Origin of the sequence: Martinezella rhizogenes (genome assembly GCF_007002745.1) — a bacterium.
Lineage (GTDB): Bacteria > Pseudomonadota > Alphaproteobacteria > Rhizobiales > Rhizobiaceae > Agrobacterium > Agrobacterium cucumeris.
In genome coordinates this window covers 44,042-67,903 of the sequence record NZ_SGNY01000004.1, presented here as the reverse complement: position 1 = coordinate 67,903, position 23,862 = coordinate 44,042, and the positions used below count along the sequence as shown (strand labels likewise).

At 59.4% G+C, this 23,862-nt stretch carries 24 protein-coding genes; 15 read left to right on the top strand and 9 right to left on the bottom strand.

From position 1 onward, the window contains the following. Positions 1-43: 43 nt before the first annotated feature. Genes EXN68_RS13510 through EXN68_RS13490 form a run of 5 tightly spaced genes read left to right on the top strand, consistent with a single transcriptional unit; the run spans position 44 to position 3,038 of the window. Complete coding sequence (locus EXN68_RS13510; RefSeq protein WP_142841423.1) at positions 44-835, top strand: ComF family protein; 792 nt, start codon at positions 44-46, stop codon at positions 833-835. Between the two features lie 60 nt (positions 836-895). Further along, positions 896-1,150, top strand: coding sequence for a glutaredoxin 3 (grxC, locus tag EXN68_RS13505; protein WP_046801873.1), 255 nt, complete (start codon positions 896-898; stop codon positions 1,148-1,150). 24 nt (positions 1,151-1,174) lie between these two features. Next, complete coding sequence (locus EXN68_RS13500; RefSeq protein ID WP_142841422.1) at positions 1,175-2,035, top strand: carbon-nitrogen hydrolase family protein; 861 nt, start codon at positions 1,175-1,177, stop codon at positions 2,033-2,035. After that, entirely contained in the window at positions 2,032-2,460 is a 429-nt protein-coding gene (locus EXN68_RS13495) for a DUF1178 family protein (RefSeq protein WP_142841421.1), read from the top strand. The genes EXN68_RS13500 and EXN68_RS13495 overlap by 4 nt, the downstream gene beginning before the upstream one ends. A gap of 8 nt (positions 2,461-2,468) precedes the next feature. Continuing rightward, positions 2,469-3,038, top strand: coding sequence for a DUF3291 domain-containing protein (locus tag EXN68_RS13490; RefSeq protein ID WP_142841420.1), 570 nt, complete (start codon positions 2,469-2,471; stop codon positions 3,036-3,038). An 8-nt stretch (positions 3,039-3,046) separates the two neighbouring features. Here the strand turns inward: EXN68_RS13490 and ubiG are convergent, their stop codons facing one another. Next, positions 3,047-3,793: a bifunctional 2-polyprenyl-6-hydroxyphenol methylase/3-demethylubiquinol 3-O-methyltransferase UbiG gene (gene ubiG, locus EXN68_RS13485; RefSeq protein WP_142841419.1), complete on the bottom strand. Its 747-nt coding sequence runs from the start codon at positions 3,791-3,793 to the stop codon at positions 3,047-3,049. A 257-nt stretch (positions 3,794-4,050) separates the two neighbouring features. On the opposite strand from ubiG, the gene EXN68_RS13480 reads away from it, so the two are divergent. Next, positions 4,051-4,896, top strand: a complete 846-nt coding sequence (locus EXN68_RS13480) for an SH3 domain-containing protein (protein ID WP_161991336.1) — start codon at positions 4,051-4,053, stop codon at positions 4,894-4,896. Between the two features lie 70 nt (positions 4,897-4,966). Here EXN68_RS13480 and EXN68_RS27430 read toward each other — a convergent pair whose 3' ends face one another. Next, positions 4,967-5,227 (bottom strand): DUF2934 domain-containing protein, encoded by a 261-nt coding sequence (locus EXN68_RS27430; RefSeq protein ID WP_153514546.1) that lies wholly within the window; start codon positions 5,225-5,227, stop codon positions 4,967-4,969. A 282-nt stretch (positions 5,228-5,509) separates the two neighbouring features. On the opposite strand from EXN68_RS27430, the gene EXN68_RS13470 reads away from it, so the two are divergent. From EXN68_RS13470 to EXN68_RS13450, 5 genes are all read left to right on the top strand, one after another. Next, complete coding sequence (locus EXN68_RS13470) at positions 5,510-6,580, top strand: enoyl-CoA hydratase/isomerase family protein (protein ID WP_142841417.1); 1,071 nt, start codon at positions 5,510-5,512, stop codon at positions 6,578-6,580. A gap of 169 nt (positions 6,581-6,749) precedes the next feature. Further along, positions 6,750-7,736: a thiosulfate ABC transporter substrate-binding protein CysP gene (cysP, locus tag EXN68_RS13465; protein ID WP_142841416.1), complete on the top strand. Its 987-nt coding sequence runs from the start codon at positions 6,750-6,752 to the stop codon at positions 7,734-7,736. Between the two features lie 76 nt (positions 7,737-7,812). Continuing rightward, positions 7,813-8,634 (top strand): sulfate ABC transporter permease subunit CysT, encoded by an 822-nt coding sequence (cysT, locus tag EXN68_RS13460; protein WP_142841415.1) that lies wholly within the window; start codon positions 7,813-7,815, stop codon positions 8,632-8,634. A gap of 3 nt (positions 8,635-8,637) precedes the next feature. Beyond that, positions 8,638-9,525, top strand: a complete 888-nt coding sequence (gene cysW, locus EXN68_RS13455) for a sulfate ABC transporter permease subunit CysW (protein ID WP_142841414.1) — start codon at positions 8,638-8,640, stop codon at positions 9,523-9,525. A 5-nt stretch (positions 9,526-9,530) separates the two neighbouring features. Further along, positions 9,531-10,556, top strand: a complete 1,026-nt coding sequence (locus EXN68_RS13450; RefSeq protein WP_142841413.1) for a sulfate/molybdate ABC transporter ATP-binding protein — start codon at positions 9,531-9,533, stop codon at positions 10,554-10,556. A 16-nt stretch (positions 10,557-10,572) separates the two neighbouring features. Here the strand turns inward: EXN68_RS13450 and EXN68_RS13445 are convergent, their stop codons facing one another. Together EXN68_RS13445 and EXN68_RS13440 are read right to left on the bottom strand one after the other, a co-directional pair. Continuing rightward, positions 10,573-11,670 (bottom strand): DNA alkylation repair protein, encoded by a 1,098-nt coding sequence (locus EXN68_RS13445; RefSeq protein WP_142841412.1) that lies wholly within the window; start codon positions 11,668-11,670, stop codon positions 10,573-10,575. A gap of 237 nt (positions 11,671-11,907) precedes the next feature. Further along, a complete protein-coding gene (locus tag EXN68_RS13440; RefSeq protein WP_142841411.1) occupies positions 11,908-13,344 on the bottom strand; it encodes an NAD-dependent succinate-semialdehyde dehydrogenase in 1,437 nt (478 codons plus the stop codon). Positions 13,345-13,967: 623 nt separating this feature from the next. On the opposite strand from EXN68_RS13440, the gene EXN68_RS13430 reads away from it, so the two are divergent. The 4 genes from EXN68_RS13430 to EXN68_RS13415 all read left to right on the top strand — a co-directional run bounded on the left by EXN68_RS13430 (position 13,968) and on the right by EXN68_RS13415 (position 18,372). Beyond that, positions 13,968-14,474, top strand: a complete 507-nt coding sequence (locus EXN68_RS13430; RefSeq protein WP_142841410.1) for a putative pterin-binding protein — start codon at positions 13,968-13,970, stop codon at positions 14,472-14,474. Positions 14,475-14,483: 9 nt separating this feature from the next. Next, positions 14,484-16,418, top strand: coding sequence for a putative bifunctional diguanylate cyclase/phosphodiesterase (locus EXN68_RS13425; RefSeq protein ID WP_142841409.1), 1,935 nt, complete (start codon positions 14,484-14,486; stop codon positions 16,416-16,418). 160 nt (positions 16,419-16,578) lie between these two features. Then, positions 16,579-17,274, top strand: a complete 696-nt coding sequence (locus EXN68_RS13420) for an FkbM family methyltransferase (protein WP_142841408.1) — start codon at positions 16,579-16,581, stop codon at positions 17,272-17,274. 261 nt (positions 17,275-17,535) lie between these two features. Continuing rightward, positions 17,536-18,372: an alpha/beta fold hydrolase gene (locus EXN68_RS13415; RefSeq protein WP_142841407.1), complete on the top strand. Its 837-nt coding sequence runs from the start codon at positions 17,536-17,538 to the stop codon at positions 18,370-18,372. 54 nt (positions 18,373-18,426) lie between these two features. On the opposite strand, the gene EXN68_RS13410 is transcribed toward EXN68_RS13415, so the two are convergent. From EXN68_RS13410 to EXN68_RS13390, 5 genes are read right to left on the bottom strand one after another with little or no spacing between them, the layout of a single operon-like run. Next, positions 18,427-19,809, bottom strand: a complete 1,383-nt coding sequence (locus EXN68_RS13410) for an FGGY-family carbohydrate kinase (RefSeq protein ID WP_142841406.1) — start codon at positions 19,807-19,809, stop codon at positions 18,427-18,429. Then, complete coding sequence (gene rhaM / locus EXN68_RS13405; RefSeq protein ID WP_142841405.1) at positions 19,806-20,129, bottom strand: L-rhamnose mutarotase; 324 nt, start codon at positions 20,127-20,129, stop codon at positions 19,806-19,808. Before rhaM ends, EXN68_RS13410 begins: the two co-directional genes overlap by 4 nt. A gap of 3 nt (positions 20,130-20,132) precedes the next feature. Next, positions 20,133-21,137: an ABC transporter permease gene (locus EXN68_RS13400; RefSeq protein WP_142841404.1), complete on the bottom strand. Its 1,005-nt coding sequence runs from the start codon at positions 21,135-21,137 to the stop codon at positions 20,133-20,135. Beyond that, a complete protein-coding gene (locus EXN68_RS13395) occupies positions 21,134-22,135 on the bottom strand; it encodes an ABC transporter permease (protein WP_142841403.1) in 1,002 nt (333 codons plus the stop codon). Before EXN68_RS13395 ends, EXN68_RS13400 begins: the two co-directional genes overlap by 4 nt. Before the next feature lie 13 nt (positions 22,136-22,148). After that, the gene (locus EXN68_RS13390) at positions 22,149-23,681 is read right to left on the bottom strand and encodes a sugar ABC transporter ATP-binding protein (RefSeq protein ID WP_142841402.1); all 1,533 of its coding nucleotides are present in this window, start codon (positions 23,679-23,681) and stop codon (positions 22,149-22,151) included. Between the last annotated feature and the right edge of the window lie 181 nt (positions 23,682-23,862).

Sequence of the window (23,862 nt, the reverse complement as noted above, 5' to 3'; positions counted from 1 at the left end):
ATCGCTCTCGCAAAGGCACCCGTTCGGCGCTAAAGTCAACCTCATGGGTGCTGGTGACGATCTGTTTTCGGGTTTACTGTCGAAGTCTGCCATCGTGCCGGCCGCTGCCCGTGGTCTGTTGCGCGCGGCCTTCTGCATGGTTTATCCGCCCACCTGCGCAGGCTGCAATCGCATGACGGGCGGCGAGGGGGCGTTGTGTCCCGATTGCTGGCGGGAGGTTGCCTTCATCGAACGGCCTTTCTGCGAGGTTTTGGGTATCCCCTTTTCGCGTGATCACGGCGAAGGCGTAGTCAGTGCGCAGGCCATTGCTGATCCGCCACCCTTTGATCGCCTGCGCGCCGTCGCCAGCCATGAAGGCACTGCCCGAAAGCTGGTGCATCGCCTGAAATATCAGGACCGCACCGACCTCGCCCGGTTGATGGCGCTGTGGATGCTGCGGGCAAGCGACGGAACGGTGGATGCCTGCGATTGTGTTGTGCCCGTGCCCTTGCATCGTCACCGTTTCCTGCGCCGTCGCTTCAATCAATCCGCCGAACTGGCGCGGCATCTGGCGGGGGTCGCCGGCAAACCGCTGCTTGCCGGCACGCTGTTGCGCGTGAAGCCGACGGAGCGCCAGGTAGGGCTCTCCGCTCTTGCCCGGCGGGATAATGTGCGCGGCGCTTTCTCGTTTGCGCCCGGTCGGGAAATCGATGTTCATGGCAAGCGCGTGGTGCTGGTGGACGACGTCTATACGACCGGAGCGACGGTGGGTGCGGCAAGCCGCGCCCTGCGCAAGGCAGGTGCCGCGGATGTGACAGTTTTGACCTTTGCAATGGCCATTTCCGGGCCTATATGAAGCCTTGATAACGTGAGGAAACCGTGCGTTTGATCGCACGTTTGCGAGGCTTTGAAAGACATGGCACCGGTAACGATCTATACGCGGGATTTTTGTGGTTATTGCGCGCGCGCCAAGGCGCTGCTGGACAGCAAGGGCGTTGATTATGCGGAATATAACGCGACCACAACACCGGAATACCGGCAGGAAATGATCGAGAAATCTGGCGGAACGACCTTTCCGCAAATCTTCATCAATGGCGAGCTTGTTGGCGGTTGCGATGATCTGCACGCCCTGGAGCGTGCCGGCAAACTGGACGCGATGCTGGCGGCCTGATCGGCCCGATCGACGGAGGATGTGATGAGTTTCAAGGCTGCCGCCATCCAGATGCGCTCGGGCGTTGATCCGGCAAAAAACGCCGCCGATATGGAACGGCTGGTGCGCGCCGCTGCGGCGGAAGGCGCTGTTTATGTCCAGACCCCGGAAATGACCGGCGCGATCCAGAAAGACAGGCAGGCGCTCCGCGCCCAGCTGCGCGATGACGATGGCGATATCATCGTTGCGACTGCCGCACGGCTGGCACGCGAACTCGGTATTCATGTCCATGTCGGCTCGACGGCGATTGCCAGGCCGGATGGCAAGATTGCCAATCGCGGGTTTCTCTTCGCGCCGGATGGCTCGCGCGTCTGCAGCTATGACAAGATCCACATGTTCGATGTCGATCTCGACAATGGCGAAAGCTGGCGCGAAAGCGCTGCCTACGAGCCCGGCGAAGTGGCGCGTGTCGCCGAACTCCCCTTGGCAAAATTCGGCTTCGCCATCTGCTATGACGTCCGTTTCCCTCAGCTTTTCCGGGCGGAAGCGCTGGCCGGTGCCGAAGTTCTGACGGTGCCCGCCGCCTTCACCCGCCAGACGGGGGAAGCCCACTGGGAAGTTCTGCTGCGCGCCCGCGCCATTGAAAACGGCGCTTTCGTCATCGCCGCCGCACAGGCCGGGGTGCATGAGGATGGACGTGAGACTTTCGGCCATTCCATCATCATCGACCCCTGGGGCAAGGTTCTGGCCATTGCCGGCGGCGGCGGGGAGGAGATCATCTTCGCCGAGATCGATACGGCGCTGGTGGCGGCCGCACGCGGAAAAATTCCCAATCTGCGCAATGCCCGCGAGTTCGGGCTGGATACGGTTATTCCCCTGAAACCTGCCGGAGGTGAGGCGGCGTGATCCGTTATGCGCTGGCCTGCGAGAAAGGCCATGAGTTTGAAGGCTGGTTTGCCGGTAGCGACGATTTCGATAATCAGTTGCAGCGCGGCTTGCTGACCTGTCCGGTCTGTAATTCCGTGCAGGTCTCCAAACTTCTGATGGCGCCGTCGGTCTCCACCGCTCGCAAGAAGGATGAACGCCAGACACTCGCCATGGACACGGCGAAAAAGGAAGCGATTGCGAAAATCCGCGAGGCCGTAGCCAATATTCGCGCCAATGCGGAGGATGTCGGCGATAAATTCCCTGAAGAGGCCCGCAAAATCCATTATGGTGAGGCGGACGAGCGCGGCATTATCGGTAATGCCTCCGTGCAGGAAGCCAAGGCCCTGCTGGACGAGGGCATCGAAATCGCGCCGCTGCCGTCGTTACCTGACGACATAAACTGAGTTTTTCTATGCGGGTAGCAATCTACAATTTCGGAATACAGATTGCCGCTTATGATGATCCCGCCGTTGCCGGATTTGCCCGGCGCGAACCTTTGAATTTCATGGCCGCCGAACGCGCGGAAGGTTTCATCGGTCGGTCCGGCTACGAAGGCGAACCCGGACCCGCGAGCTGGGGCGTGCAGGTCTTCCCGCGTTTCCTGAAGGAAAACGGCGCGACAAGCGGTGTTTCGTCCTTTTCGCTCTGGCGCGATCTTGAATCGCTGATGGCCTATTCCTACTCCGGCGTGCATGCCGAGGCCCTGAAGCATGGACGCAACTGGAATACTCCGCAGAAATGGCCACCGCTTGTTCTATGGTGGATGGATGCTGCGGATAATCCCCTCTGGACTGATGCCGTCAGAAGGTTCGAACATCTGCACGACCATGGCCCGTCGCCGCAGGCGTTCAATTTCAAGCAACCTTTTGCGGCTAACGGAACTCCGATTGAAATCGACCGGGCCGAGGTCCGGAATATCGCCGCAAGAAATGCTGCCGGGCAAAAGGAACTGCTGTCTGCGGTGCAGGCTATTCCAGTGTGAATGCCGATTTATGCCGGCCGTTTCGCCAGCATCATGTAGTTGACGTCCATATCCGGCGAGAGATTCCAGCGATCCTGCAGCACGTTGTAGAAGACACCGGTGCGGTGGATGATATCCATGCCGCTTGCAACCATCGGCCGCTCAAGCTCTTCCGGGCGAACCAGCTTCTCATATTGGTGGGTGCCGCGCGGCAGCCAGCGCAGCACGTTTTCGGCGGCGAAGATGGCGAGTGCCCGGGCCTTCAGCGTGCGGTTGATGGTGGCGGCAAACATCAGCCCGCCGGGGCGCACCATTTTGGCGCAGGTGGTGACGAAGAAATCGACATTGGCCACATGCTCCACAACCTCCATGTTGAGGATGACGTCGAAGGTTTCGCCCGCTTCCTGCAATTGTTCGGCGGTTACGGCGCGGTAATCGACGGTGACGCCGCTCTCACGCGCATGGGTGGAAGCGATGCCGATGTTCTTCTCCGAAGGATCTGCGCCCACCACGGTGGCGCCCATGCGCGCTACGGGTTCGGAAAGCAGGCCGCCGCCACAGCCGATATCCAGCACGCGCAGCCCCTCCAGCGGGCGATGCGCCTTCGGGTCGCGGCCGAAATTCTCGCAGACGCGGTTGCGGATATATTCCAGCCGCACGGGATTGAACTTGTGCAGCGGGCGGAACTTGCCCGTCGGGCTCCACCATTCGGCAGCCATCGCGGAGAAACGATCCACTTCGCTCTGGTCGACGGTCGTCTGTGCGGTTTCGCTCATGGTTCTGCTCCATATTGCTGTTGCACTCAAGTCGGATGATTGCCCCCCGAAGTCAAGACCGACGGGCCATTCCGCTGGCAATTTGTCGGGGGCGCAATGCCGCAGGTGGAACTGATACAGCGCCTCATTTGTTTCATGCTGCGTTCATGGAGAGACGCGTATTTTCCGATCGTGGCAGTATGCGGAACGCATACTCGTCCATCGAAAAAGATGGATGCCGACAAGGGCAAAGCGGGCCTTTGCTTGAGGAGAAAGAAGTGAAGAGAAAACTGTTTGGCGCAATTGCGCTGGTGGCCATGCTCGCTGCGCCGGCACTTGCCGAAGCCGCGACGCGCGGCTTTGCCACAGCGAACGTGAATATGCGCTCGGGCCCGAGCACGGCTTACCCAGCCGTCGTCGTGATTCCGAACGGCGCACCGCTCACGGTGCATGGCTGCCTGTCCGATACGCCCTGGTGCGATGTTTCCTTTGTGGCCGGTCGCGGCTGGGTCGCCGGGCGTTACATCCAAACCACCTACCGGCAGAACCGGGTCTATGTCGAGCCGCGCTACTACCGCGATCTCGGCGTGCCGATCATCACCTTCGAAGCCGGCCGGTACTGGGACCGCTATTATCGCGACCGCGATTTTTACCGCGAGCGTGATCGCTGGCGTCGCCCGTCCGGCGGTTACTGGAATGTCGCACCGCCGCCGCGCGCAGACTGGGATCGTCCGCGTCCGCGCGACGAGTGGCGTGATGGCCGCCGGGACGACTGGCGTGACGGTCGCCGGGATGACTGGCGCGACGGTCGCCGCGATGAATCACGTGATCCGCGCCAGGGCGGCGGACCGAATGATGGCCGCTGGGAGCGCCGTTATGGCGACTGGAACCAAGGCGATCGTAATCAGGGTGACAGAAATCAGGGCGACAGACCGCGCCGCGAGGACAATCGCCCCCGCGCCGAAGATGATAACCGGGACCGCAACCGCGACCGTCAACCAAACGAGAATGGGGGCCAGCTCCCTCCGGAGCGTCGCCAGTGGGATGATCCACGCCGCGCACCTGCTTCGGAAAACCCCCGGGGCGGTTGCCGGATTGGCGATCCGGGCTGCGACGCACGCTAAACAGAGAAAGCCCGGCGAGATTTCGTCGGGCTTTTTCATTTGCTGCCTCAGATGACTATGTGGGAGGTCTTTATTTCGCAGCGGCGGCCTTGCGAGCGCGGGCTTTGGGTTTCGCCGGGGCTTCTGCATCCGGTGCTGCGGCATCAGCGGAGACGGCTTTGGGAGCTGCCTTCTTGCGCTGGGCCGGTTTCGTTGCTTCCGATGTCTTCAGAAGTGAAAATTCATGTTTTGCCTGTTCCCAATGTGCCGCATCGCGGCCGTGGGGGTGGCCTTCCTTTTCCCAGAGTGTATAGGCACGTTTGCTGATCCACTCGTTTTCCGAAACCTGCATGCTCGTCTCCCGTTGCTGTTTACAGCGCCTTTGAGAAGGCGACATTCCGCTTGGTCCGGCACACGCTCGACAGGAATCAATGCCGGCATTTCCAGGACCCATTACATGCCATGATCTTCCGGGCGTCAAGCAAACATGCTGCATTGCGAAAGCGGATTCCAGGCATTTTACGCTTGGGAAAGCGGTTTAAGCGAAAGACGTTCCCATACGAGAAGATCAACGTTGCGTGATTGCGCCAAGGCCGCCAAGATGGGTGGATAACTGGCAGCGGAGGAGGCGAGATTGGAACTGGGAACCGAAGCGGAGGTGCAGGTCATCGTAGAGAAACGGCAAAGGGCCGGCATCATCAGCCTTAACCGTCCGAAAGCCATCAACAGCCTGACATTGCCGATGGTGCGCGCCCTGTTTCAGGCGCTGCAGCGTTTCGAGGAAGACCCCGGCATATCCTGCGTCGTGCTGAGGGGGGAGGGCGAAAAAGGGCTCTGTGCCGGGGGTGATGTCCGCATCATTCACGATCTCGGCAAGGCGGGTGACCCGCAGGTGCTTGATTTCTGGCGCGAAGAATTCCCGCTCAACTATCGGATCGCCCGTTTTGGCAAACCCTATGTCGCGTTGATGGATGGCATCGTCATGGGAGGTGGTGTCGGTATTTCCGCTCATGGCAGCCACCGCATCGTCACCGAGCGGACAAGGCTTGCCATGCCGGAAACGGGTATCGGTTATTTCCCGGATGTTGGCGGCTCCTGGCTTTTGCCGAAGGCGCGAGGCGAATGCGGCACGTGGCTCGGGCTAACCGGCAACGCCGTTAACGCTGCCGACGCGATCTATGCCGGGTTTGCCGATTATTTCGTCCCTTCGGACCGTCTCGAAGCTCTGATGCAGGATCTGTCGCAAACGACGGATGTCGAAGGTGTGGAGGCGGCGATAGCGGCCTATGCCACCGATGCGGATGAAGGCGTGCTGGCTAAAAACCGGGAGGTCATCGATGCTACATTCCGCTTCGATACCGTCGAGGAGATTTTCGCAGCGCTTTCGATGCGCGATGATGCCTTTTCGCGAGAAACGCTTGAAGTTCTGCAAAAACGTTCTCCCACCAGCCTGAAATTGACACTGAAGCTTCTGCGCCTTGGCCGCGAAAGTGCGAGCCTGATCGAGTGTCTGGAGCGGGAGTTTGCCGCCGGCACCGAGATATTGCGCCAGCATGATTTTTACGAAGGCGTGCGTGCCGCCTTGGTCGACAAGGACCGCAATCCGCGCTGGCGACCGGCGCGGCTGGAGGAGGTGCGCGAGGAGGATATTTCACGCTACCTTGTTGATCATTCCGGCAACCTGTTTCCCGAGCACCGTCTTTAGTTCGACGCAAAAGAAATCCGCCTTGTCGCCATATATGAAATCATCGCCTATGGAAATTTTGTTCTTTGGGTGAAATTTCCAGTTCATGCTTCCGTAAAGCATGACTGTTTCTCGCCGCAGTTGCCTCCGCCCTCTATGTTGAGCACCATTCGATTTTCCGGGGGTATTCATGAAACGTCTTCTTATTATCGGCACTGCCATTGCCGCCCTTTTTGCAGGTGCGGCGCAGGCGCAGTCTCCGACCACCATTCTCAACGCATCTTACGATGTCGCTCGCGAGGTTTTTGCGGCCGAGAATGAGGCTTTCATCAAGCAGCACCCGGGCGTTACTGTCGATCAGTCGCATGCCGGCACCTCCAAGCAGGCGCGTGCCATTGTTGAGGGTCTGGAAGCTGATGTCGTCACTTTCAACCAGGTGACCGATGTCGACTTTCTGGTGAAGCAGGGTTTTGTCTCCGCCGACTGGCAGAAGGATTTCCCGAACGACGCTTCGCCGTTCTATTCCTTCCCGTCCTTCCTCGTGCGGGCCGGCAATCCCAAGGGCATCAAGGATTGGGACGACCTTGCCCGTGACGACGTGAAGGTCGTTTTCCCCAATCCGAAAACCTCGGGTAATGCCCGCTACACCTACCTTGCCGCCACGGCTTACGCCAAGGAGAAGTTCAACGGCGACGAGAAGAAGGTTCAGGAATTCGTTAAGAAAATCTTCGACAACACGCCGGTTTTCGACACCGGGGGCCGTGCTGCCACCACCACTTTCGTCGAGCGTGAAATCGGCGACGTGCTGATCACCTTCGAGGCCGAGACCCGTGGCATTGCCAAGCAATATGGCAAGGACAAGGTTGAAGGCGTCGTGCCTTCCGTCAGCCTGCTGGCCGAATTCCCGGTGGCGGTTGTGGACAAGGTGGTCGACAAGCGCGGTTCGCGTGAACTGGCCAAGAGCTACCTTGATTTCCTCTATACGGAAGAAGGCCAGCGCATTGCGGCGCAGTTCGGCCACCGCGTGCATGATGAAAAAGTCGTCGGCGAATTCAAGGGTGACTTTCCGGCCATTCGCCTCGTCAACGTCAATGACGTGTTCGGCGGCTGGGATAAAATCCAGAAAGAGCATTTTGCATCCGGCGCGACGCTTGATACGCTTTACGGCAGCCGCTAATCACAACGAAACGGAACTTGAAAACGACCCGGCGGGAAACTGCCGGGTCGCTTCATGATGAAATGGGGGCGGGGGTTTGAAGCGGAATGTTCTGCCGGGGCTGAAATTGTCCCTTGGCGTTACCCTGACTTACGTCGCGATCATCGTGCTCCTGCCGCTCTCGGCACTGGTGTTCAAGGCGGCAAGCCTTGGGCCGGCCGAATATTGGGCTATCATTTCTTCGCCGCGCGCCGTTGCCAGTTATCGCGTCACCGTGCTCTGCGCGCTGGCCGCCACGCTGTTCAATGTCATTTTCGGGCTGGCGCTTGCCTGGGTGCTGACGCGTTACCGCTTTCCCGGCTGGCGTTTCGTTGATGCCATCGTCGATCTGCCCTTTGCGCTGCCCACCGCCGTCGCCGGCATTGCGTTGACGACGCTGTTTGCGGGCAATGGCTGGTTCGGTTCGCTGCTGGCACCGCTCGGCATCAAGGTGGCCTATACGCCTGTTGGCATCATGGTGGCGATGGCCTTTACCAGCCTGCCCTTCATCGTGCGCACCGTGCAGCCGGTGCTGGAAGACCTCGATCCGGCGCTGGAGGAAGCGGCGCAGTCGCTCGGTGGTTCGGATCTCGAAATCTTCCGCAAGGTCATCCTGCCGCTTTTGACGCCCGCTCTTCTGGCCGGTCTGTCGCTTTCCTTCGCCCGCAGCCTCGGCGAATTCGGAGCGATCATCTTCATTGCCGGCAACCAGCCATTTTCGACTGAAATCACCGCGCTGCTGATCTTCATCCGGTTGGAAGAATATGATTATCAGGCCGCAGCCGCCATCGCCTCCGTATTGCTCATCACCGCTTTCATCATGCTGGCGGTGACCAATTACCTGCAGACACGCGCATTGCGTTACACGGTGAGGAGCTAGGACATGAGCGCCTTTTCCCAACACCGCAAGCCTCCGCGGGTCGGAGATGCAAACTGGGTTCGCCGCAGCCTGATCGCCTTCGTGCTGGTCATCGGCGCTTTGCTGGTTGTCGCCCCGCTGATCATCATCGGCGTCGAGGCTTTTTCGCAGGGCTGGAAGGTCTATTCCGCCACCATCACCCATCCCGACACCCGCCACGCCATTATGCTGACGGTGCTGACGGCGTTGATCGCCGTGCCCATCAACACGGCCTTCGGCGTTGCGGCCGCATGGGCTATCACCAAGTTCGATTTTCCCGGCCGGCGCTTCCTGCTGGTGCTGATCGAAATACCCTTCTCCATCTCGCCGATCGTCGCCGGTGTCGCCTATCTCTTTGTTTACGGATTACAGGGGTTGTTCGGGCCGTTCCTAGATGCGCATGATATCAAGATACTCTTCGCGCTGCCCGGCATCGTCATCGCATCGATGTTCGTCACGGCACCTTTCGTGGCGCGTGAACTCATTCCCTTGATGCAGGCGCAGGGCCGTGATCTGGAAGAGGCGGCAACCTCGCTTGGCGCATCCGGCTGGCGCACCTTCTTTTCGGTGACGCTACCGAATATCAAATGGGCGCTGCTTTATGGTGTTGTTCTGTGCAACGCCCGCGTGATGGGTGAGTTTGGCGCGGTATCGGTCGTGTCAGGCAATATTCGCGGCCAGACCAACACGCTGCCGCTGCATATCGAGCTGCTCTACCACGATTACCAGACGGCCGGCGCCTTTGCCTCGGCCTCGATCCTTGCTTTGCTCGCCGTCGTCACCATCATCGCCAAGGTGGCGCTGGAACGGCGCGGTGCCGGGCGTGGGCGCAAAAAGACCAACGGCGATGCCGCCATCGCCACGGAGACCTGATTCCCATGAAAATCCGCCTCGAAAATGTGGTGAAGACCTTCGATACCTTCCGCGCCGTGCGTGATGTCTCACTCGATATCGAAAGCGGCGAGCTTCTGGCGCTGCTCGGGCCGTCCGGCTCCGGCAAGACGACGATTTTGCGCATGGTTGCCGGTCTCGAATATAGCGATGGCGGCCGCATCCTGTTTGGGAACGAGGACGCCACCAATATTCCGGTGCGCGACCGCGGCGTCGGTTTCGTGTTCCAGCATTATGCGCTTTTCCCGCATATGACGCTGCATGAGAACATCGCCTTCGGCATGAAGGTATCAAAGGTCAAGCGTGACAAGGCGGCGATTGACGCCCGTGTCGCGGAACTTTTGAACCTCGTCAAACTCGACGGTCTGGGTGACCGTTTCCCGGCGCAGATATCCGGCGGGCAGCGGCAACGCGTGGCATTGGCGCGCGCCCTTTCGGTCGACCCGAAAGTTCTTCTGCTGGATGAGCCATTCGGCGCGCTCGACGCCAATGTGCGCCGCGACCTGCGTCGCTGGCTGCGCGAAATCCATGATGCGCTTGGCATCACCACGATTTTCGTGACGCATGATCAGGAAGAGGCGCTCGATCTGGCTGACCGTGTCGTCATTCTCAACCAGGGAGAGATCGTGCAGCAGGGAACGCCGAAAGAAGTGTGCCGCCAGCCGAATAGTTCGTTCGTCATGCGTTTTCTCGGCGATGCCAACCGGGTTTCCGGCGTGGCGCGTGGCGGCAAGGTCTATGTCGGCGACAATGAACTGCCCTTCTCCTATGGACAGGGAGATGGCGCCGTCGATATCTATGCCCGTCCCGGCGATCTCGAATGGGAGGACCTGCATGAGGGCATTCCGGCTTCGGTGGCGCGGGTTCTCGACCGGGCGGGAGAGCGCCGGGTGATCGCCAGCACCGATGGCGGTGATCTCCTGGAATTCGACGTGCCGCCGGAAAATGATGTCGCCGCCGGTGATCGTGGCTCCATCATCATCCGCCGGGCAAAGATTTTCCCGGCGGCGTGAGAGACCCTTGGCAGCCTTAGATCAGAAGCTCGAAAGAGGCCTCGGCTGCCAGCCTGCCATTGACCATGAGATCGACCTTGTGGACACCGGCATAGTGCTTGCGGGTGGTAAAGTCGCGCATGGCGCGGCTGATTGACAGTGCGCATGTCTCGCCCGGCTGAAGTTCGATCTCCTTCCACTTGAAGACCTTCGCCGAGGCGTCGCCGCTCTTCTTGACGTAATGCACGGCGTAATCGATCACCAGTTTCTGCGGGCTCCTTGCCGTGGAGGTGAAGGAGGCCGAAATCCGCACGGGATTGCCGAGAACGATCTTTTCCGGTGAAACCTGAAACGCTGCAAGCGCGATCTGCGCTTCCTCATGCGCGCCGAGATGGGAGAGTGCGGCCGCATCGCCCTTCTTGATCAGCGTACGCAAGGCTTGCCGGGTAATCCAGCGCGTATGCGGATTGTCTTTCGGCCATGTGTCGATCATCGCCAGCACGAAGGCGGGATTGTCCTTGGTGATGTCGTTCAGGTGATTGGCAACCGATTTGCGCACGTAAAGCGCTTCATCGGCTTTCATTGTATCCAGGATTGCGGTTACCGGCGACGGGTCGTCGATCAGCGGCTTGAGCTGGAACGACCAGGGCAGGCGCGGCCTGCAGCCTTCGCTTGCCAGACGCCGTACATGCTCGTTCTCGTGCTGCGACCATGTTTCCATCACGGCAAGGGTGCGGGCGATATCCTTTTGCAAAAAATGGCGGATGGCGAATTCCGAGGAGCCGAAGCGGGTGAAATATTGCAGCGCCTGCATGGAAAGATCGAAATCGCAGAGGCCATAAAGCGCCACATATTCCGGCAGCGAAATGGATGCAAAGCCATTGCCGATGCCGGGGGCAGCAGCGGTCAGGATTTCGATGTTGCGGGCATAGTCGCCCGGCAGCGCGGCATGCAGGCTGGTCGCTACCTGCCGCATGCGCTGCATGATGCCGAGCGCGTCGAGATTCGTCGTTGCGAGTGCCATGAAGGCGGAAACATCAAACGGCGGATGCACGGCCTTGGTCTGATCGGCAATATGCCGCAATTTTTCGCGGTTGAAGATTTCCTTCAACGCCGGTGCCGCCGTGTCGCTCATATCGCCCTCAAAGTTCACTTTTTGTTCTTTTAAGGCAGGATGAGGCTGGAGGCAAGCTATGGCAACTCTCGGAGGTGAGAATCTATCGAGCGACCGCGACTTTCGCCTTCTCCCCGAGGGAGAGAGGGTCGCGGCAGCGGGATGAGGGGCAACGGCAAAGATATGCGGAGAGCTTGCCCCTCATCTGACCCTTCAGGCCATCTTCTCCCCGGCGGGGAGAAGAGATTTTTGCGCAAATCAGCTCATCTGGCTGATGAAGCGGGTCTCCAGATAGGCCTGAACGGCTTCCGAGCCGCCTTCTGTACCGTAACCGGAATCCTTGATGCCGCCGAAGGGGACTTCGGGAAGCGCCAAGCCATTGTGGTTGATGGTCAGCATGCCGGCTTCAACCTGATGGCCGAGCGCATGTGCGGTCTTGACCGAACCGGTGAAGGCATAAGATGCAAGACCAAAGGGCAGGCGGTTGGCTTCGGCAACCGCATCGTCGAAGCTCGAGAAGCGGTTGATGATTGCGACCGGGCCGAAGGGCTCGTCATTCATGATCTTGGCGGTGGTCGGCACGTTGGCGAGAACCGTCGGTTCGAAGAAGTTGCCCTTGTTACCGATGCGGCGGCCGCCGGTCTTCAATTCGCCGCCATGGGAAACCGCGTCGCTGATGAGGCCTTCCAGCGCCGGAATACGCCGCTCATTGGCGAGCGGACCCATGATGACGCCGTCTTCCAGACCATTGCCGACCTTGACCGCCTTGGCGGCTTCCACGAAACCTTCAAGGAAACGGTCCGCAACGCCGTCCTGCACGAGGAAGCGGGTGGGGGCCACGCAGACCTGTCCGGCATTGCGGAACTTCGAAAGCGAAGTCACCTCAATCGCTTTTTCGATATCGGCGTCGTTGAAGATCATCACCGGCGCATGGCCGCCGAGTTCCATCGTGGCGCGCTTCATGTGCTTGCCGGCCAGCGCCGCGAGGTGCTTGCCGATCGGAGTGGAGCCGGTGAAGGAAATCTTGCGGATGATCGGATGCGGGATCAGATATTCCGAAATCTCTGATGGGACGCCGTAAACGAGACCGATAACGCCCGCCGGTACGCCGGCATCCACGAAAGCGCGGATGAGTTCCGCCGGCGATGCCGGGGTTTCCTCCGGCGCCTTGACGATGATGGAGCAGCCGGTGGCGAGCGCTGCGGAAAGCTTGCGGACGATCTGGTTGATCGGGAAGTTCCACGGCGTAAACGCTGCAACGGGACCGACCGGCAGCTTGATGGCAAGCTGCGAAACGCCGGCCGCACGCGCGGGAATGACCTGGCCATAGGTGCGGCGTGCTTCTTCGGCGAACCAGTCGATGGTATCGGCGGCGCCCATGATTTCGGTACCGGATTGCGCCAGCGGCTTGCCCTGCTCGCGCGTCATCATATAGGCGATCTTGTCCTTGCGCTCGCGCAGGATATCCGCGGCCTTGCGCATGATTTTCGAACGCTCGAAGGGCGAGGTGTCGCGCCACACCTTGAAACCGCGGTCAGCGGCGGCAAGTGCCAGATCGAGGTCTTCCTTCTCTGCATGGGCGATCGCGCCGATGATCTCGTCGGTTGCCGGATCGGACACGGCGATCGTCTTGCCGGAAACGGCGTCTCGCCATTCGCCATCAATGAGAAGTTTGATGTCGGGATAGGTGTGCATAGGGGCTACCTTCATGATGCGGCCAATACGGCGGATGCCGTCCGGCCCGGAGACGTGAACAGAATTTTCCTGGCCGGACGATATCCGGCATCGCGGCTTTCGCTGCGCGGAACGTGTGTCTGGACATTTCCGGCGGGGATTCTGGAGTTGCCGGAAACGGAAACGACAGCCTTTATATTAAGTTCCGCGCGGTATGTTTCAACCGTCGGCTCTGGCAAAGACGATGATTTTTCTGTGACGTGGAACTTGTCTTTTGTCATTTATGTTTAGCATGCAAGTCGATGCCGGGTTTCCGGTCGCAACCTCCGGTTTGCGCGAATCACATGTTTCCGTATGTGGCCAGGAAAGCCCCCGTCACGATTTGGCCTTCGTTCCGCCGGAGGAATTTGGTGTGGCGGCATGAGCGGGCTTTGCATGCGTCATAACAGTGCGCGAAACGTAAAAAAGTACAAATAAGACGGAAAAATTATCCAAAGGGTTTACTCAAAACCTAGAGAAAATACGGATAAAATCTCAGTGAGGATATAACATACTTTCCTGATATATATTGCGGACGTCGGTTCCCTTGACCATCAGCGGTTGGCGAAAACCTTCGACCTGAACGTTATCGATGGAGAAAAAGTATGAGTTTCGCCCGGGTACTTCTCAGCGCGTTCTTGTCGCTCGTGTGGCTTTCCTGTGCCCAAGCGGGGACAATTGCCAAACCGCAAGGAAAGCCGATATTAACCATATCCGGCAAGATCACCAATACGAATGCCGATGGTGCTGCGCAGTTCGATCGCGACATGCTGGAGGCGCTTGGCATGGTGACGGTGGAGACGACGACGCCATGGCACGATGGTCGCGTCCGTTTCGATGGTGTTTCGCTGGAAAAATTGATGGAGGTCGTCGGTGCGACGGGCACCAGCATCACGGCGGTTGCTCTTAATGATTATGTCAGCACGATACCGGTTGAGGATTTTAAGAAATTTAACGTTATTCTGGCGATCAAACTGGATGGCAACTACATGACAGTTCGAGAAAAGGGTCCGTTGTTCGTCATTTACCCCTATGACAGCGACCCGGAATTACAGAAGCAGACCTATTATTCGCGGTCCGCGTGGCAAGTCGCCAAATTGATAGTGGAATAAAGGTGCCGTTTGCGAAAACTTGTGGCGGTGATCATCTGTTGCTTCGTCCTGGCAACGGGCTATATCGCTTTCGTCATTGCCGAGCGGCAAACCGCTTTGCAGAAGTTCGCCCGCTATAACGATTCGTGGGCCGTCAGCCAGACCGTGGCGGAGTATCTTCGCCTTCAGAACAAGCTTGCCGTATTCGCGCTAAGCCCCGGTAAGCTTGACCGGGACGAATTGCAGTTGCGTCTGGACATCATGCTCAGCCGCCTGGAGCTTTTGAAACAGGGCAATCTGGGGGCCTTCATCCATGAAAAGCAGCAGTGGCGAGATCTGGTAACCCAGCTTGATGCCGTTCTGGCGCGCCTGGAACAGCAGATTAACAGTCTGGAACCGGCGGATGTTCCGGATCTGCTTTCGGCCATGAGCGCGCTTGATGCGCCGATGACGACACTGGCCTCGTCATCAGTGGCCTATGACGTCAATCTCATTGATACAGCCCATGAGGATGTGCGCAAGCTTCACATCGTCTATACCGCGTTGGCGGGTGGCCTCATCCTCTGCGGTATCGCGCTCGTCATATTGCTGCTTCGTCAGAACGACCTTCTGAATCGTGCACAGAAAAGCATGCGCGGCCTGACGGACGATCTGCGCGCCGCAACGCTGGAGCTGCAGGCGAAAAACGTGCGGCTGGAACATGACGCCTATCACGACGCGCTGACCGGGCTGCCCAACCGGTCCCTGTTCCGCCAGGAATTGATCGAGAGATTGCGCCGATCCTTCGGCGGTACCGGAACGACGGCGATCCTTCTGCTTGATCTCGACGGGTTCAAGGACGTCAACGATACGCTTGGCCACGATGCGGGTGATGCGCTGCTCCAGGCCGTGGCGCAGCGGCTTTCGGCCATCAGCGGCGATTACGACATGGTATGCCGGCTGGGCGGCGACGAATTTGCCGTGGTCTCCGATGACCTTAACGAGGACACGGCCCGCCGCCTTGCCTCCAAGCTCATCGACCAGATCAGCCGCACTTACCAGCTTGGCGTGCAGGAGGTCAAAATCGGCACCTGCATCGGCATCGCCATATCGCATGGTACAGTCGATGCGGATGAATTGTTCAAACGCGCCGATCTGGCGCTTTATGAGGCGAAAGCCATCGGTCCGGGCCGGGCGAGTGTTTTCAAGGTCCGTATGCAGAAGCAGCTGACCGAAAAGAAATCCTTCGAGGCCGATCTGCAGACGGCGCTGCAGAACGATGAGATGGAAGTCTATTACCAGCCGCAGGTGGCAACGCAGACACGCAAGCTCTGCGGCTTCGAGGCACTTCTGCGCTGGAAGCATCCCGTGCGGGGGGATGTGCCGCCCAGCGTGTTCATTCCCGTTGCGGAACGAACCGGCCTTATCCATTCGCTCGGAAAATGGGTGATGGAGACCGCCTGCCGCGAGGCGATGGGCTGGGACGACGACATGAAAGTGGCGGTAAACCTGTCACCGGTTCAGTTTCACAGCACCAACCTCATCCAGAACGTCATGGGTGCCCTTGAAAAAAGCGGGCTGGAGCCGAGCCGGCTTGAGCTTGAGATCACCGAATCGATCCTGCTGAACAAGAGCGACCAGACGATCAATACGCTGACCCGGCTGAAGGATGTCGGCATCAAGATCGCCATGGATGATTTTGGCACAGGCTATTCCTCGCTTGCGAATTTGCGTGGCGTTCCCTTCGACAAGATCAAGATCGACCGGTCCTTCCTGCGCGATATCACCAGCGACCGTGACGCGCTGGCGATCGTCGAATTTGTGGTCGGGGTGGGCCGTAGTCTGCGAATGACCACGATTGCCGAAGGCATCGAGACGGAAGAGCAATATGAGTGCGTCCGACGTCTGGGTTGCGATCAGGTACAGGGTTATCTGATCAGCAGGCCGTTGCCAGCCAAGGAGCTGGTGTTCTGGAGTTCCGTCTGAAATCCCCTTTTCGCATCACCGCAAGCGTATCGAAATTTTAACCGGATGCATCGGTTCCTGCTAAAACCGATACCGGTTGCTGCACCGATGCTGTAGAGCATTCCGGTCGATACGGGATCGTTCTGGTGAAACGACCGGGTTTTGCGAAAAGGCTTGAGACATGGAAATACTGGACGTGCATGGAGTTGCCCTGCCTCTTTCTTCCGATGAGGTATCGCCCGTCATCTGGCAGGCGCTGACCGACGGCAGCTATGAGGCGAAAGAGGCCCGCAGCGTCCTGAAAGCCATCAAGCCCGGCGACCGCGTGCTGGAACTGGGGTCGGGCATCGGCATCATCACCTCCATCATTGCCGGCATTGACGATGTTTCGGTGTGGGCTTTCGAGGCCAATCCTTCGACGGCGGCGCTGGCAGAGCGGGTGCTCAAGGCCAATTGCCGCGGCAATGTCGTGTTTTCGCAGGGGCTTCTCACCGCCGATGCGCCGAGCACCTATCCTTTCTACGTCCGCAAGGATCTCTGGATGTCCTCCATGGACGAAAATCAGGGGCCTTATGAACAGCGCATCGAAATCTCTTCCGAAAATATCGATGAATTTATTGCCGGCCACGGCATTACCGCCCTCGTGATGGATATTGAAGGCGCCGAACGTGACCTGCTTGGCAGGGCCGATCTTGCCGGCGTGGAGCGGATATTCGTCGAGCTGCATGACCATCTTTATGGCCTTGCCGGGGTTCGCGATATCATGCAGGCGCTGACGGCCAAGGGCTATGCCTATGATCCGCGCGGTTCCCGCGGACCTTGTGTGTTGTTTTCCAAGGATGACAGCCCGAGGGAATACGATCCCGAGGTGGATTGAAGACGAGGGTCGCCCCAGTAGGTGATTGAATTCACGGAACCGTCTGCCTATCCTCTCGTTCTCACTGCAGAGTGAGGGCGCGGAGCGGTTCGATGCGTGTGCAGCCAGGCGGATCGAAAAGATAATTTCATAAACAGCAATTCATTGCCAATTATTGTTGCAATTGTCGCAACCGTTGCCCTGCGTCATCATCCCTCCATCAAACCGGCGCACAACTGACACCGCACCGGAAGATGCCAACGCAACCGAAGGAGAATGATCATGGGCTTTGTAAAGACGACAGACGGAACCGAAATCTTCTACAAGGACTGGGGCCCGAAGGATGCCCAGCCCATCATGTTTCATCACGGCTGGCCGCTCTCTTCCGATGACTGGGATGCGCAGATGCTGTTCTTCCTTTCCAAGGGTTTTCGCGTCGTCGCCCATGATCGCCGTGGCCATGGCCGGTCTGCCCAGGTTGCCGAAGGTCACGACATGGATCATTACGCCGCCGACGCCTTTGCCGTCGCCGAGGCGCTCGATCTGAAGAATGCCGTCCATATCGGCCACTCCACCGGCGGCGGCGAAGTTGCCCGTTATGTCGCCAAACATGGCGAACCCGCCGGCCGCGTTGCCAAGGCCGTGCTCGTTTCCGCCGTGCCACCGCTGATGCTGAAGACCACGGAAAACCCCGAAGGCCTGCCGATCGAGGTTTTTGACGGCTTCCGCTCGGCGCTTGCCGCAAATCGCGCGCAGTTCTTCCGCGATGTGCCCTCCGGCCCGTTCTACGGTTTCAACCGTGATGGTGCGACCGCCCAGGAAGGCGTGATCCAGAACTGGTGGCGGCAGGGCATGATGGGTGGCGCAAAGGCCCACTACGATGGCATCAAGGCCTTCTCCGAAACCGACCAGACGGAAGACCTGAAGGCGATCAGCGTGCCGACACTGGTGCTGCACGGCGAAGACGACCAGATCGTGCCGATTGCCGACTCCGCGCTGAAATCGGTAAAGCTCTTGAAAAACGGCACGCTGAAGACCTATCCCGGTTTCTCGCACGGCATGCTGACCATCAACGCCGATGTGCTCAACGCCGATCTTCTGGCCTTCATCAAGGGCTGATCTTAAGACGAAACGAAATGCGGCTTCATTCGAGGCCGCATTTCGTATTTTGCGTCAACCCAGACGCGCGAGCCAGTCGCTACGATATGGACCAAGCCCGGCAATGCTATCAGGAGCGAAATGACGCTCCCGGCCGGCAAGCGGCCTTATGCCGGTGAGGAGTGCGGCGCCCGCGCTGGTGCCCGTGGAGCCGCCGACGGCGATCACCTCCGTATCTGCAAAACCCGCCAGCGCCTTGAGATAAAGCGCATTGCTGGCAAATGGGCCTTCAACCAGCACCGGGCCTTTTCGCCCGATCAGCGAAAGACTGAACTCCGTCATAAGCGCAAGATAAAGGGATGCCGCCGCGTGCCGCTCCGCGACCGTGGCATTGTCGTCATTAATCCAGCGCGCCGTTTTTCCGGGGAAGGGGCCGGAACCGCCGACGACGCTGGGCAACAGCGTCATGCCCCTGGCCAGCACACGACCAAGTGTGGCCTCGATTTCGTCGTCCGGCGCAGGCCCGAATTGCTGCGTCAGCATTTCATATTCCCTGCCGCCCATGAAACGGGAGGACGGAACGGGGCGTCCGAGAGCATCGACATTCAACAGCGTGTCACGGGCGGGGTCCAGCGCATCCACTGTGCCGCCGATGGCGAAATTCACCACCCATGTGCCGGTCGAGACGACCGAAAAATCGCCCTGCCGGCGCAACAGATGCGGCAGGAGCGATGCGTTGGAATCGTGGATACCGCAATAGACAGGCACATCTGCAGACAGACCGGTTTCGTGCGCCAGTGACCTGCGAACCGGCCCGAGCACATCGAAAGCGGAACGCACGGGCGCCATCAATTGCCCAATGCCGAGACGATCGACGAGCGAAGAAAAGGTTTTCCGCCGAGGGTTCCAGAGGTCAGTGTGGCAACCGAGGGACGTCGTTTCGGTTGCGTGAACGCCGGTCAGCCGCCCCGCCCAATATTGCGCATAGGTGACGATGCTGCGTACCCTGGCGAACTCCTGCGGAAACGCGGTTTTCTGAAAATGGATTTGTGCGCCAAGGTTCAGCCCGACGGGAAGCTGCGGCGAGCCGGTTTCTGAAAAATCGGGCCTCAGGCCAAGATAGGCTTGCTGAACAGCGGCGGGATAGCTGTGCTCATAATCCAGCACCGGCATGGCAAGATCGCCGTTCTCATCGAGAAGGGCCGCTGCCGCGCCATGGGTGGTGATGGAAATCGCGTCGAAACCCGGCTCACGACCAAATCGGCGAAGCGAGGCAAGAATGAAGCTCCAGAGCATTTCCACATCGTAATGTGGATAAATGCCGGCGCGAAGGACCGGGTTTGTCCGTCGGTCGCTGGCAATCTCTTCTCCACTGCAGGTGTCGATAATGACGACCTTGGCATTGGTCTTGCCGATATCGATGACCGCGATGCGGCCGGGCATGATTGGATCGCTCATGGCAGATGGAATACCGTCAGCAGGTCTTTCGCCACAGGCGAATTATCGGGATTGCTCTCCATGATATCGGCCATGTGCGCCCACCATTTTTTCATCACGGGATGCTCGGGCAAGGCCGCCATGCCATGGTTCTTCGGGCGGGTCAGCACGCCGAACAGGATATTGGTTTCCGGATCGAGATGGATGGAGTAATCGCCCACACCCGCCTCGTGCAGCAGCGCCACCAGTTCCGGCCATATCTCGTCATGGCGTTTTTTATATTCCGCCTGCTTGCCGGGAAAGAGTTTCATCTTGAAGGCGTGTTTTTCAAGTTCAGGCATGGCTTAACTTCTCATGGCCCGAAGGCGGCGGACGACGATGGGGATGGCGATGGTGACGATCAAAAGCAGGCCGACGAAGATCGACATGACGATACCAGGCACGTTCAGCAGCCCAAGACCAAAGGTGACAAGGCCCATTACGAAGGCGGCGATGACGACACCGGCAATGGTGCCCGAGCCGCCGAGAATGGAAACGCCGCCCAGCACCACCATGGTCACCACTTCAAGCTCCCAGCCCTGAGCGATCGACGGGCGGGTGGAGCCGAGTCGGGAGGTGAGGCAGACGGCGGCGATGCCGCTCATCAGGCCGGTGAGCAGGAAGAGGATGAACTTCACCCGCTCGACGGGAATGCCGGAGAAGCGGGCGGCGAATGGATTGGTGCCGATGACATAGACCTGCCGGCCGAAATTGGTGGCGTGCAGCAGAATGGCGAAGAGGACGGCCATGACGATGAAGAGCACGAATTCGAAGGATATGACGGAGATCACGTAACCCTGGCCGAAATAGGCGAAGTCGGCCGGATATTTGCCATAGGCCTGATCGCCCAGCACCATATAGGAGATGCCGCGAAACAGGCTCATCGTGCCGATGGTGACGACGATGGACGGCAGTTTCAGCCCGGCGACCAGAAAGCCATTGAAAGCCCCGCATAAAAGCCCGGTGCCGATGCCGATGGCGACGAGGCCGGGCGTGCCGACGCCCATCTGCACCGCCGCACCCATGGCGGTGGAGGCAAGCGCAATGATGGCGGCGACGGACAGATCGATTTCACCGGCAATGATCAGCAGCGCCATGGCAAAGGCGATGATCGCCTTTTCGGTGAAGTTGAAGGTTGCGTCGGAGAGGTTCCAGGCATTGAGGAAATAGGGTGAGGCGAGCGAATTTGCGATGAAGATCAGGATCGCAACGCCAAGCAGCAACACTTCCCAGCTGGCCATGACACGGCGCAGCGGCGTACCGAGCTTGTCGGGGATGATGCGGGGTGTCTGTATCGGTTGCGAGTTCATGCTGCGGCCTCCTTGGCCTGATCGGCTGCCGCCCGGTCGCGCAGGATGATGCGGCCTTTTCGAGCTTCGGCGCGGGCGTTGAAGACGACGGCAAGCACGATCACCACGCCTGATATCGCCATCTGTGCGAATGGCGAGATGCCGATGACCGGGAGCGCGTTCTTGATGACACCGAGGAACAGCGCGCCAAGCACGGCGCCGGCCACCGAGCCGATGCCACCGGCAATCGAGATGCCGCCAATCACATTGGCCGCCACGCTGTCCAGTTCGAAACCGGCGGCGATATCGACATAGGCAACGGCATAACGCGAGACCCAGAGATAGCTGGCGAGACCGGCCAGAGCGCCTGACAGCACGAAGGCGAAGAAGCGCGTGCGGCCGACATCGATGCCCGCATACACGGCTGCACTCGGATTACCGCCCGATGCATAGGCCGAACGGCCGAAGGAGGTGCGGCTGAGCACCAGCCAGGCCCCGGCGATGATGAGGATCGCCACCCATGAAAGAACCGGCATGCCGAGGATTATGGTGCGCGGTACATTGAGGAAGGTCGGCGAAAGCTGGTGCGCGTTCACCCAACCACCACCAGAGAGCACGAAGGCCATGCCGCGATAGATGGTGAGCGTGCCGAGCGTAACGACGATGGGCGGAATGCCGAGCCACCAGACCAGTACGCCGTTGAGCGAGCCGAGAAACGCACCGATGCCGACCGCCATGGCGATGAGAAGCGGCAGGGGAATACCCGGAAAGGCGGCGTTGGTCATCGCCACCGCCATGCCGGTAAAGGCGAGATTGGCGGCGACGGAGAGATCAATGGATTTGGTGAGAATGACTGCCATCTGGCCAAGCGCCAGAATGATGAGGATGGACGTGTCGTTGAAGATATTGACGAGATTGCCGGGCCGGCTGAAACCGGGCGCGCGCAGCGCAAAACCGGCGATCATGACGATGATGATGCCCGCCAGCAGCCATTCGCGATTTTTGAGTAGACGTTGCATGTGGTTGCCCCTCTCAGGCATTGCCGGTGGCGGCGCGCACCAGCTTTTCCGGAGAAAAATCGGCGCGTTCGAACTGGCCAGCCATCAGGCCTTCGCGCATGACGATGGCACGGTCAGACATGCCGAGGATTTCGGGAAGTTCGGATGAAATCATGATGATGGAAAGCCCTTCCGCCGCAAGCTCGCTGATGAAGCCATGCACGGCGGCCTTGGAGCCGATATCGATGCCCTTGGTCGGCTCGTCGAGAATGATGACCTTGGGCTGGGTGGCGAGCCACTTGCCGATCACCACCTTCTGCTGGTTGCCACCCGAAAGCGTGCCAACAGGCACTGAGAGTGCGGCGGCGCGAAGGTCTAGCCGCGCGGCATATTTGCGCGCCAGCGCGAATTCATTGGCGGCGGCGAGAAACCCTTTGCGCGATGTGCGCGTGAGAGAGGGCAGCGACATGTTCTGATAGATTGGCATGTCCAGCGCCAGCCCATGGCGGCCGCGCTCTTCCGGCACATAAACGATGCCGGCGCGGATCGCATCCTCCGGCGAACGAATGGTGAGCGGCTGGCCGTTCAGCTTTATCTCTCCCGAAGCCGGCCGGGTGATGCCGAACAGCGACTGGCAGAGTTCGGAGCGCCCGGCGCCGATCAGCCCGTAAAGGCCGAGAATCTCGCCTTTGCGCAGCTCGAGCGAAATATCGCGGAATTCTGTCTGGTGCGAGTAATCGCGAACCGACAACACCGTTGACCCCAGCGTGACGGCTTGCTTGGGGAAGGCGTTCGTCACGTCGCGACCAACCATCAGGCGCACGATCTCATCCTGTGGCGTGGTGGCGAGCGTGCCGGCTCCGACCATTTTCCCGTCGCGGAACACGGCGTAATTCTCGGCGATTTCATAGACTTCATCGAACTTGTGGCTGATGAAGAGGATCGCCTTGCCCTGCCGCTTGAGGTTCTCGACGATGCGGAAGAGATCATCGATCTCCTTGCGGGAAAGCGCAGCCGTCGGTTCGTCCATGATCACGATGCGCGCCTCGACCGACAACGCACGGGCGATGGCCACCAGATGGCGCTGCGCGATCGAAAGATCTTTCAACCGGATGGTAGGATCGATGGTGCTTTCCAGTTGCTCCAGCAGAACCCTGGCTCGCTCATTGATGGTCTTCCAGTCGATCAGGCCGAAACGGCCTTTTGGCGCATGGCCGAGGAAGATGTTTTCGCCGACCGAGAGCTCGTCGAACAGCACGGTTTCCTGATGAATGGCGGTGACACCGGCATCGATGGCATCTTGCGCACCGTGAAAGGTCACGGCCTTGCCATCGAGAAGGATTTCGCCTTCGTTCGGGCGGTAGATGCCGGTGAGGATTTTGACGAGCGTGGATTTGCCCGCGCCGTTCTCACCGATCAGTGCGGTGACCTTGCCGGGATAAAGCGCGATATCGACGCCATCCAGCGCTTTTACGCCGGGGAATATCTGGCTGATGCCGCGCATTTCCAGAATGGGCGTGGCGCTCGAAGCCTCTGTCATGTTGATGGTTTGGGTTTCAGCACGCATTATCAGGTCTTACCGGTCGGTTTTGAGTGAAGTGATCGGGGCCACCCCCCTCTGCCCTGCCGGGCATCTCCCCCACAAGGAGGGAGATCGGCCAGAAGAAAACGCTCGCTCACTCGCAACGTTGGAGATGGCCGAGAGGCCGCCGCATATCGATCTCCCCCCTTGAGGGGGAGATGTCCGG

What these genes read in the sequence shown, in the direction of transcription:
- EXN68_RS13510 (WP_142841423.1), top strand. Translation starts at nt 44, where the DNA reads ATGGGTGCTGGTGACGATCTGTTTTCGGGTTTACTGTCGAAGTCTGCC.
- grxC (WP_046801873.1), top strand. Translation starts at nt 896, where the DNA reads ATGGCACCGGTAACGATCTATACGCGGGATTTTTGTGGTTATTGCGCG.
- EXN68_RS13500 (WP_142841422.1), top strand. Translation starts at nt 1,175, where the DNA reads ATGAGTTTCAAGGCTGCCGCCATCCAGATGCGCTCGGGCGTTGATCCG.
- EXN68_RS13490 (WP_142841420.1), top strand. Translation starts at nt 2,469, where the DNA reads ATGCGGGTAGCAATCTACAATTTCGGAATACAGATTGCCGCTTATGAT.
- ubiG (WP_142841419.1), bottom strand. Translation starts at nt 3,793, where the DNA reads ATGAGCGAAACCGCACAGACGACCGTCGACCAGAGCGAAGTGGATCGT.
- EXN68_RS27430 (WP_153514546.1), bottom strand. Translation starts at nt 5,227, where the DNA reads ATGCAGGTTTCGGAAAACGAGTGGATCAGCAAACGTGCCTATACACTC.
- cysP (WP_142841416.1), top strand. Translation starts at nt 6,750, where the DNA reads ATGAAACGTCTTCTTATTATCGGCACTGCCATTGCCGCCCTTTTTGCA.
- cysW (WP_142841414.1), top strand. Translation starts at nt 8,638, where the DNA reads ATGAGCGCCTTTTCCCAACACCGCAAGCCTCCGCGGGTCGGAGATGCA.
- EXN68_RS13450 (WP_142841413.1), top strand. Translation starts at nt 9,531, where the DNA reads ATGAAAATCCGCCTCGAAAATGTGGTGAAGACCTTCGATACCTTCCGC.
- EXN68_RS13445 (WP_142841412.1), bottom strand. Translation starts at nt 11,670, where the DNA reads ATGAGCGACACGGCGGCACCGGCGTTGAAGGAAATCTTCAACCGCGAA.
- EXN68_RS13440 (WP_142841411.1), bottom strand. Translation starts at nt 13,344, where the DNA reads ATGCACACCTATCCCGACATCAAACTTCTCATTGATGGCGAATGGCGA.
- EXN68_RS13430 (WP_142841410.1), top strand. Translation starts at nt 13,968, where the DNA reads ATGAGTTTCGCCCGGGTACTTCTCAGCGCGTTCTTGTCGCTCGTGTGG.
- EXN68_RS13420 (WP_142841408.1), top strand. Translation starts at nt 16,579, where the DNA reads ATGGAAATACTGGACGTGCATGGAGTTGCCCTGCCTCTTTCTTCCGAT.
- EXN68_RS13415 (WP_142841407.1), top strand. Translation starts at nt 17,536, where the DNA reads ATGGGCTTTGTAAAGACGACAGACGGAACCGAAATCTTCTACAAGGAC.
- EXN68_RS13410 (WP_142841406.1), bottom strand. Translation starts at nt 19,809, where the DNA reads ATGAGCGATCCAATCATGCCCGGCCGCATCGCGGTCATCGATATCGGC.
- rhaM (WP_142841405.1), bottom strand. Translation starts at nt 20,129, where the DNA reads ATGCCTGAACTTGAAAAACACGCCTTCAAGATGAAACTCTTTCCCGGC.
- EXN68_RS13400 (WP_142841404.1), bottom strand. Translation starts at nt 21,137, where the DNA reads ATGAACTCGCAACCGATACAGACACCCCGCATCATCCCCGACAAGCTC.
- EXN68_RS13395 (WP_142841403.1), bottom strand. Translation starts at nt 22,135, where the DNA reads ATGCAACGTCTACTCAAAAATCGCGAATGGCTGCTGGCGGGCATCATC.
- EXN68_RS13390 (WP_142841402.1), bottom strand. Translation starts at nt 23,681, where the DNA reads ATGCGTGCTGAAACCCAAACCATCAACATGACAGAGGCTTCGAGCGCC.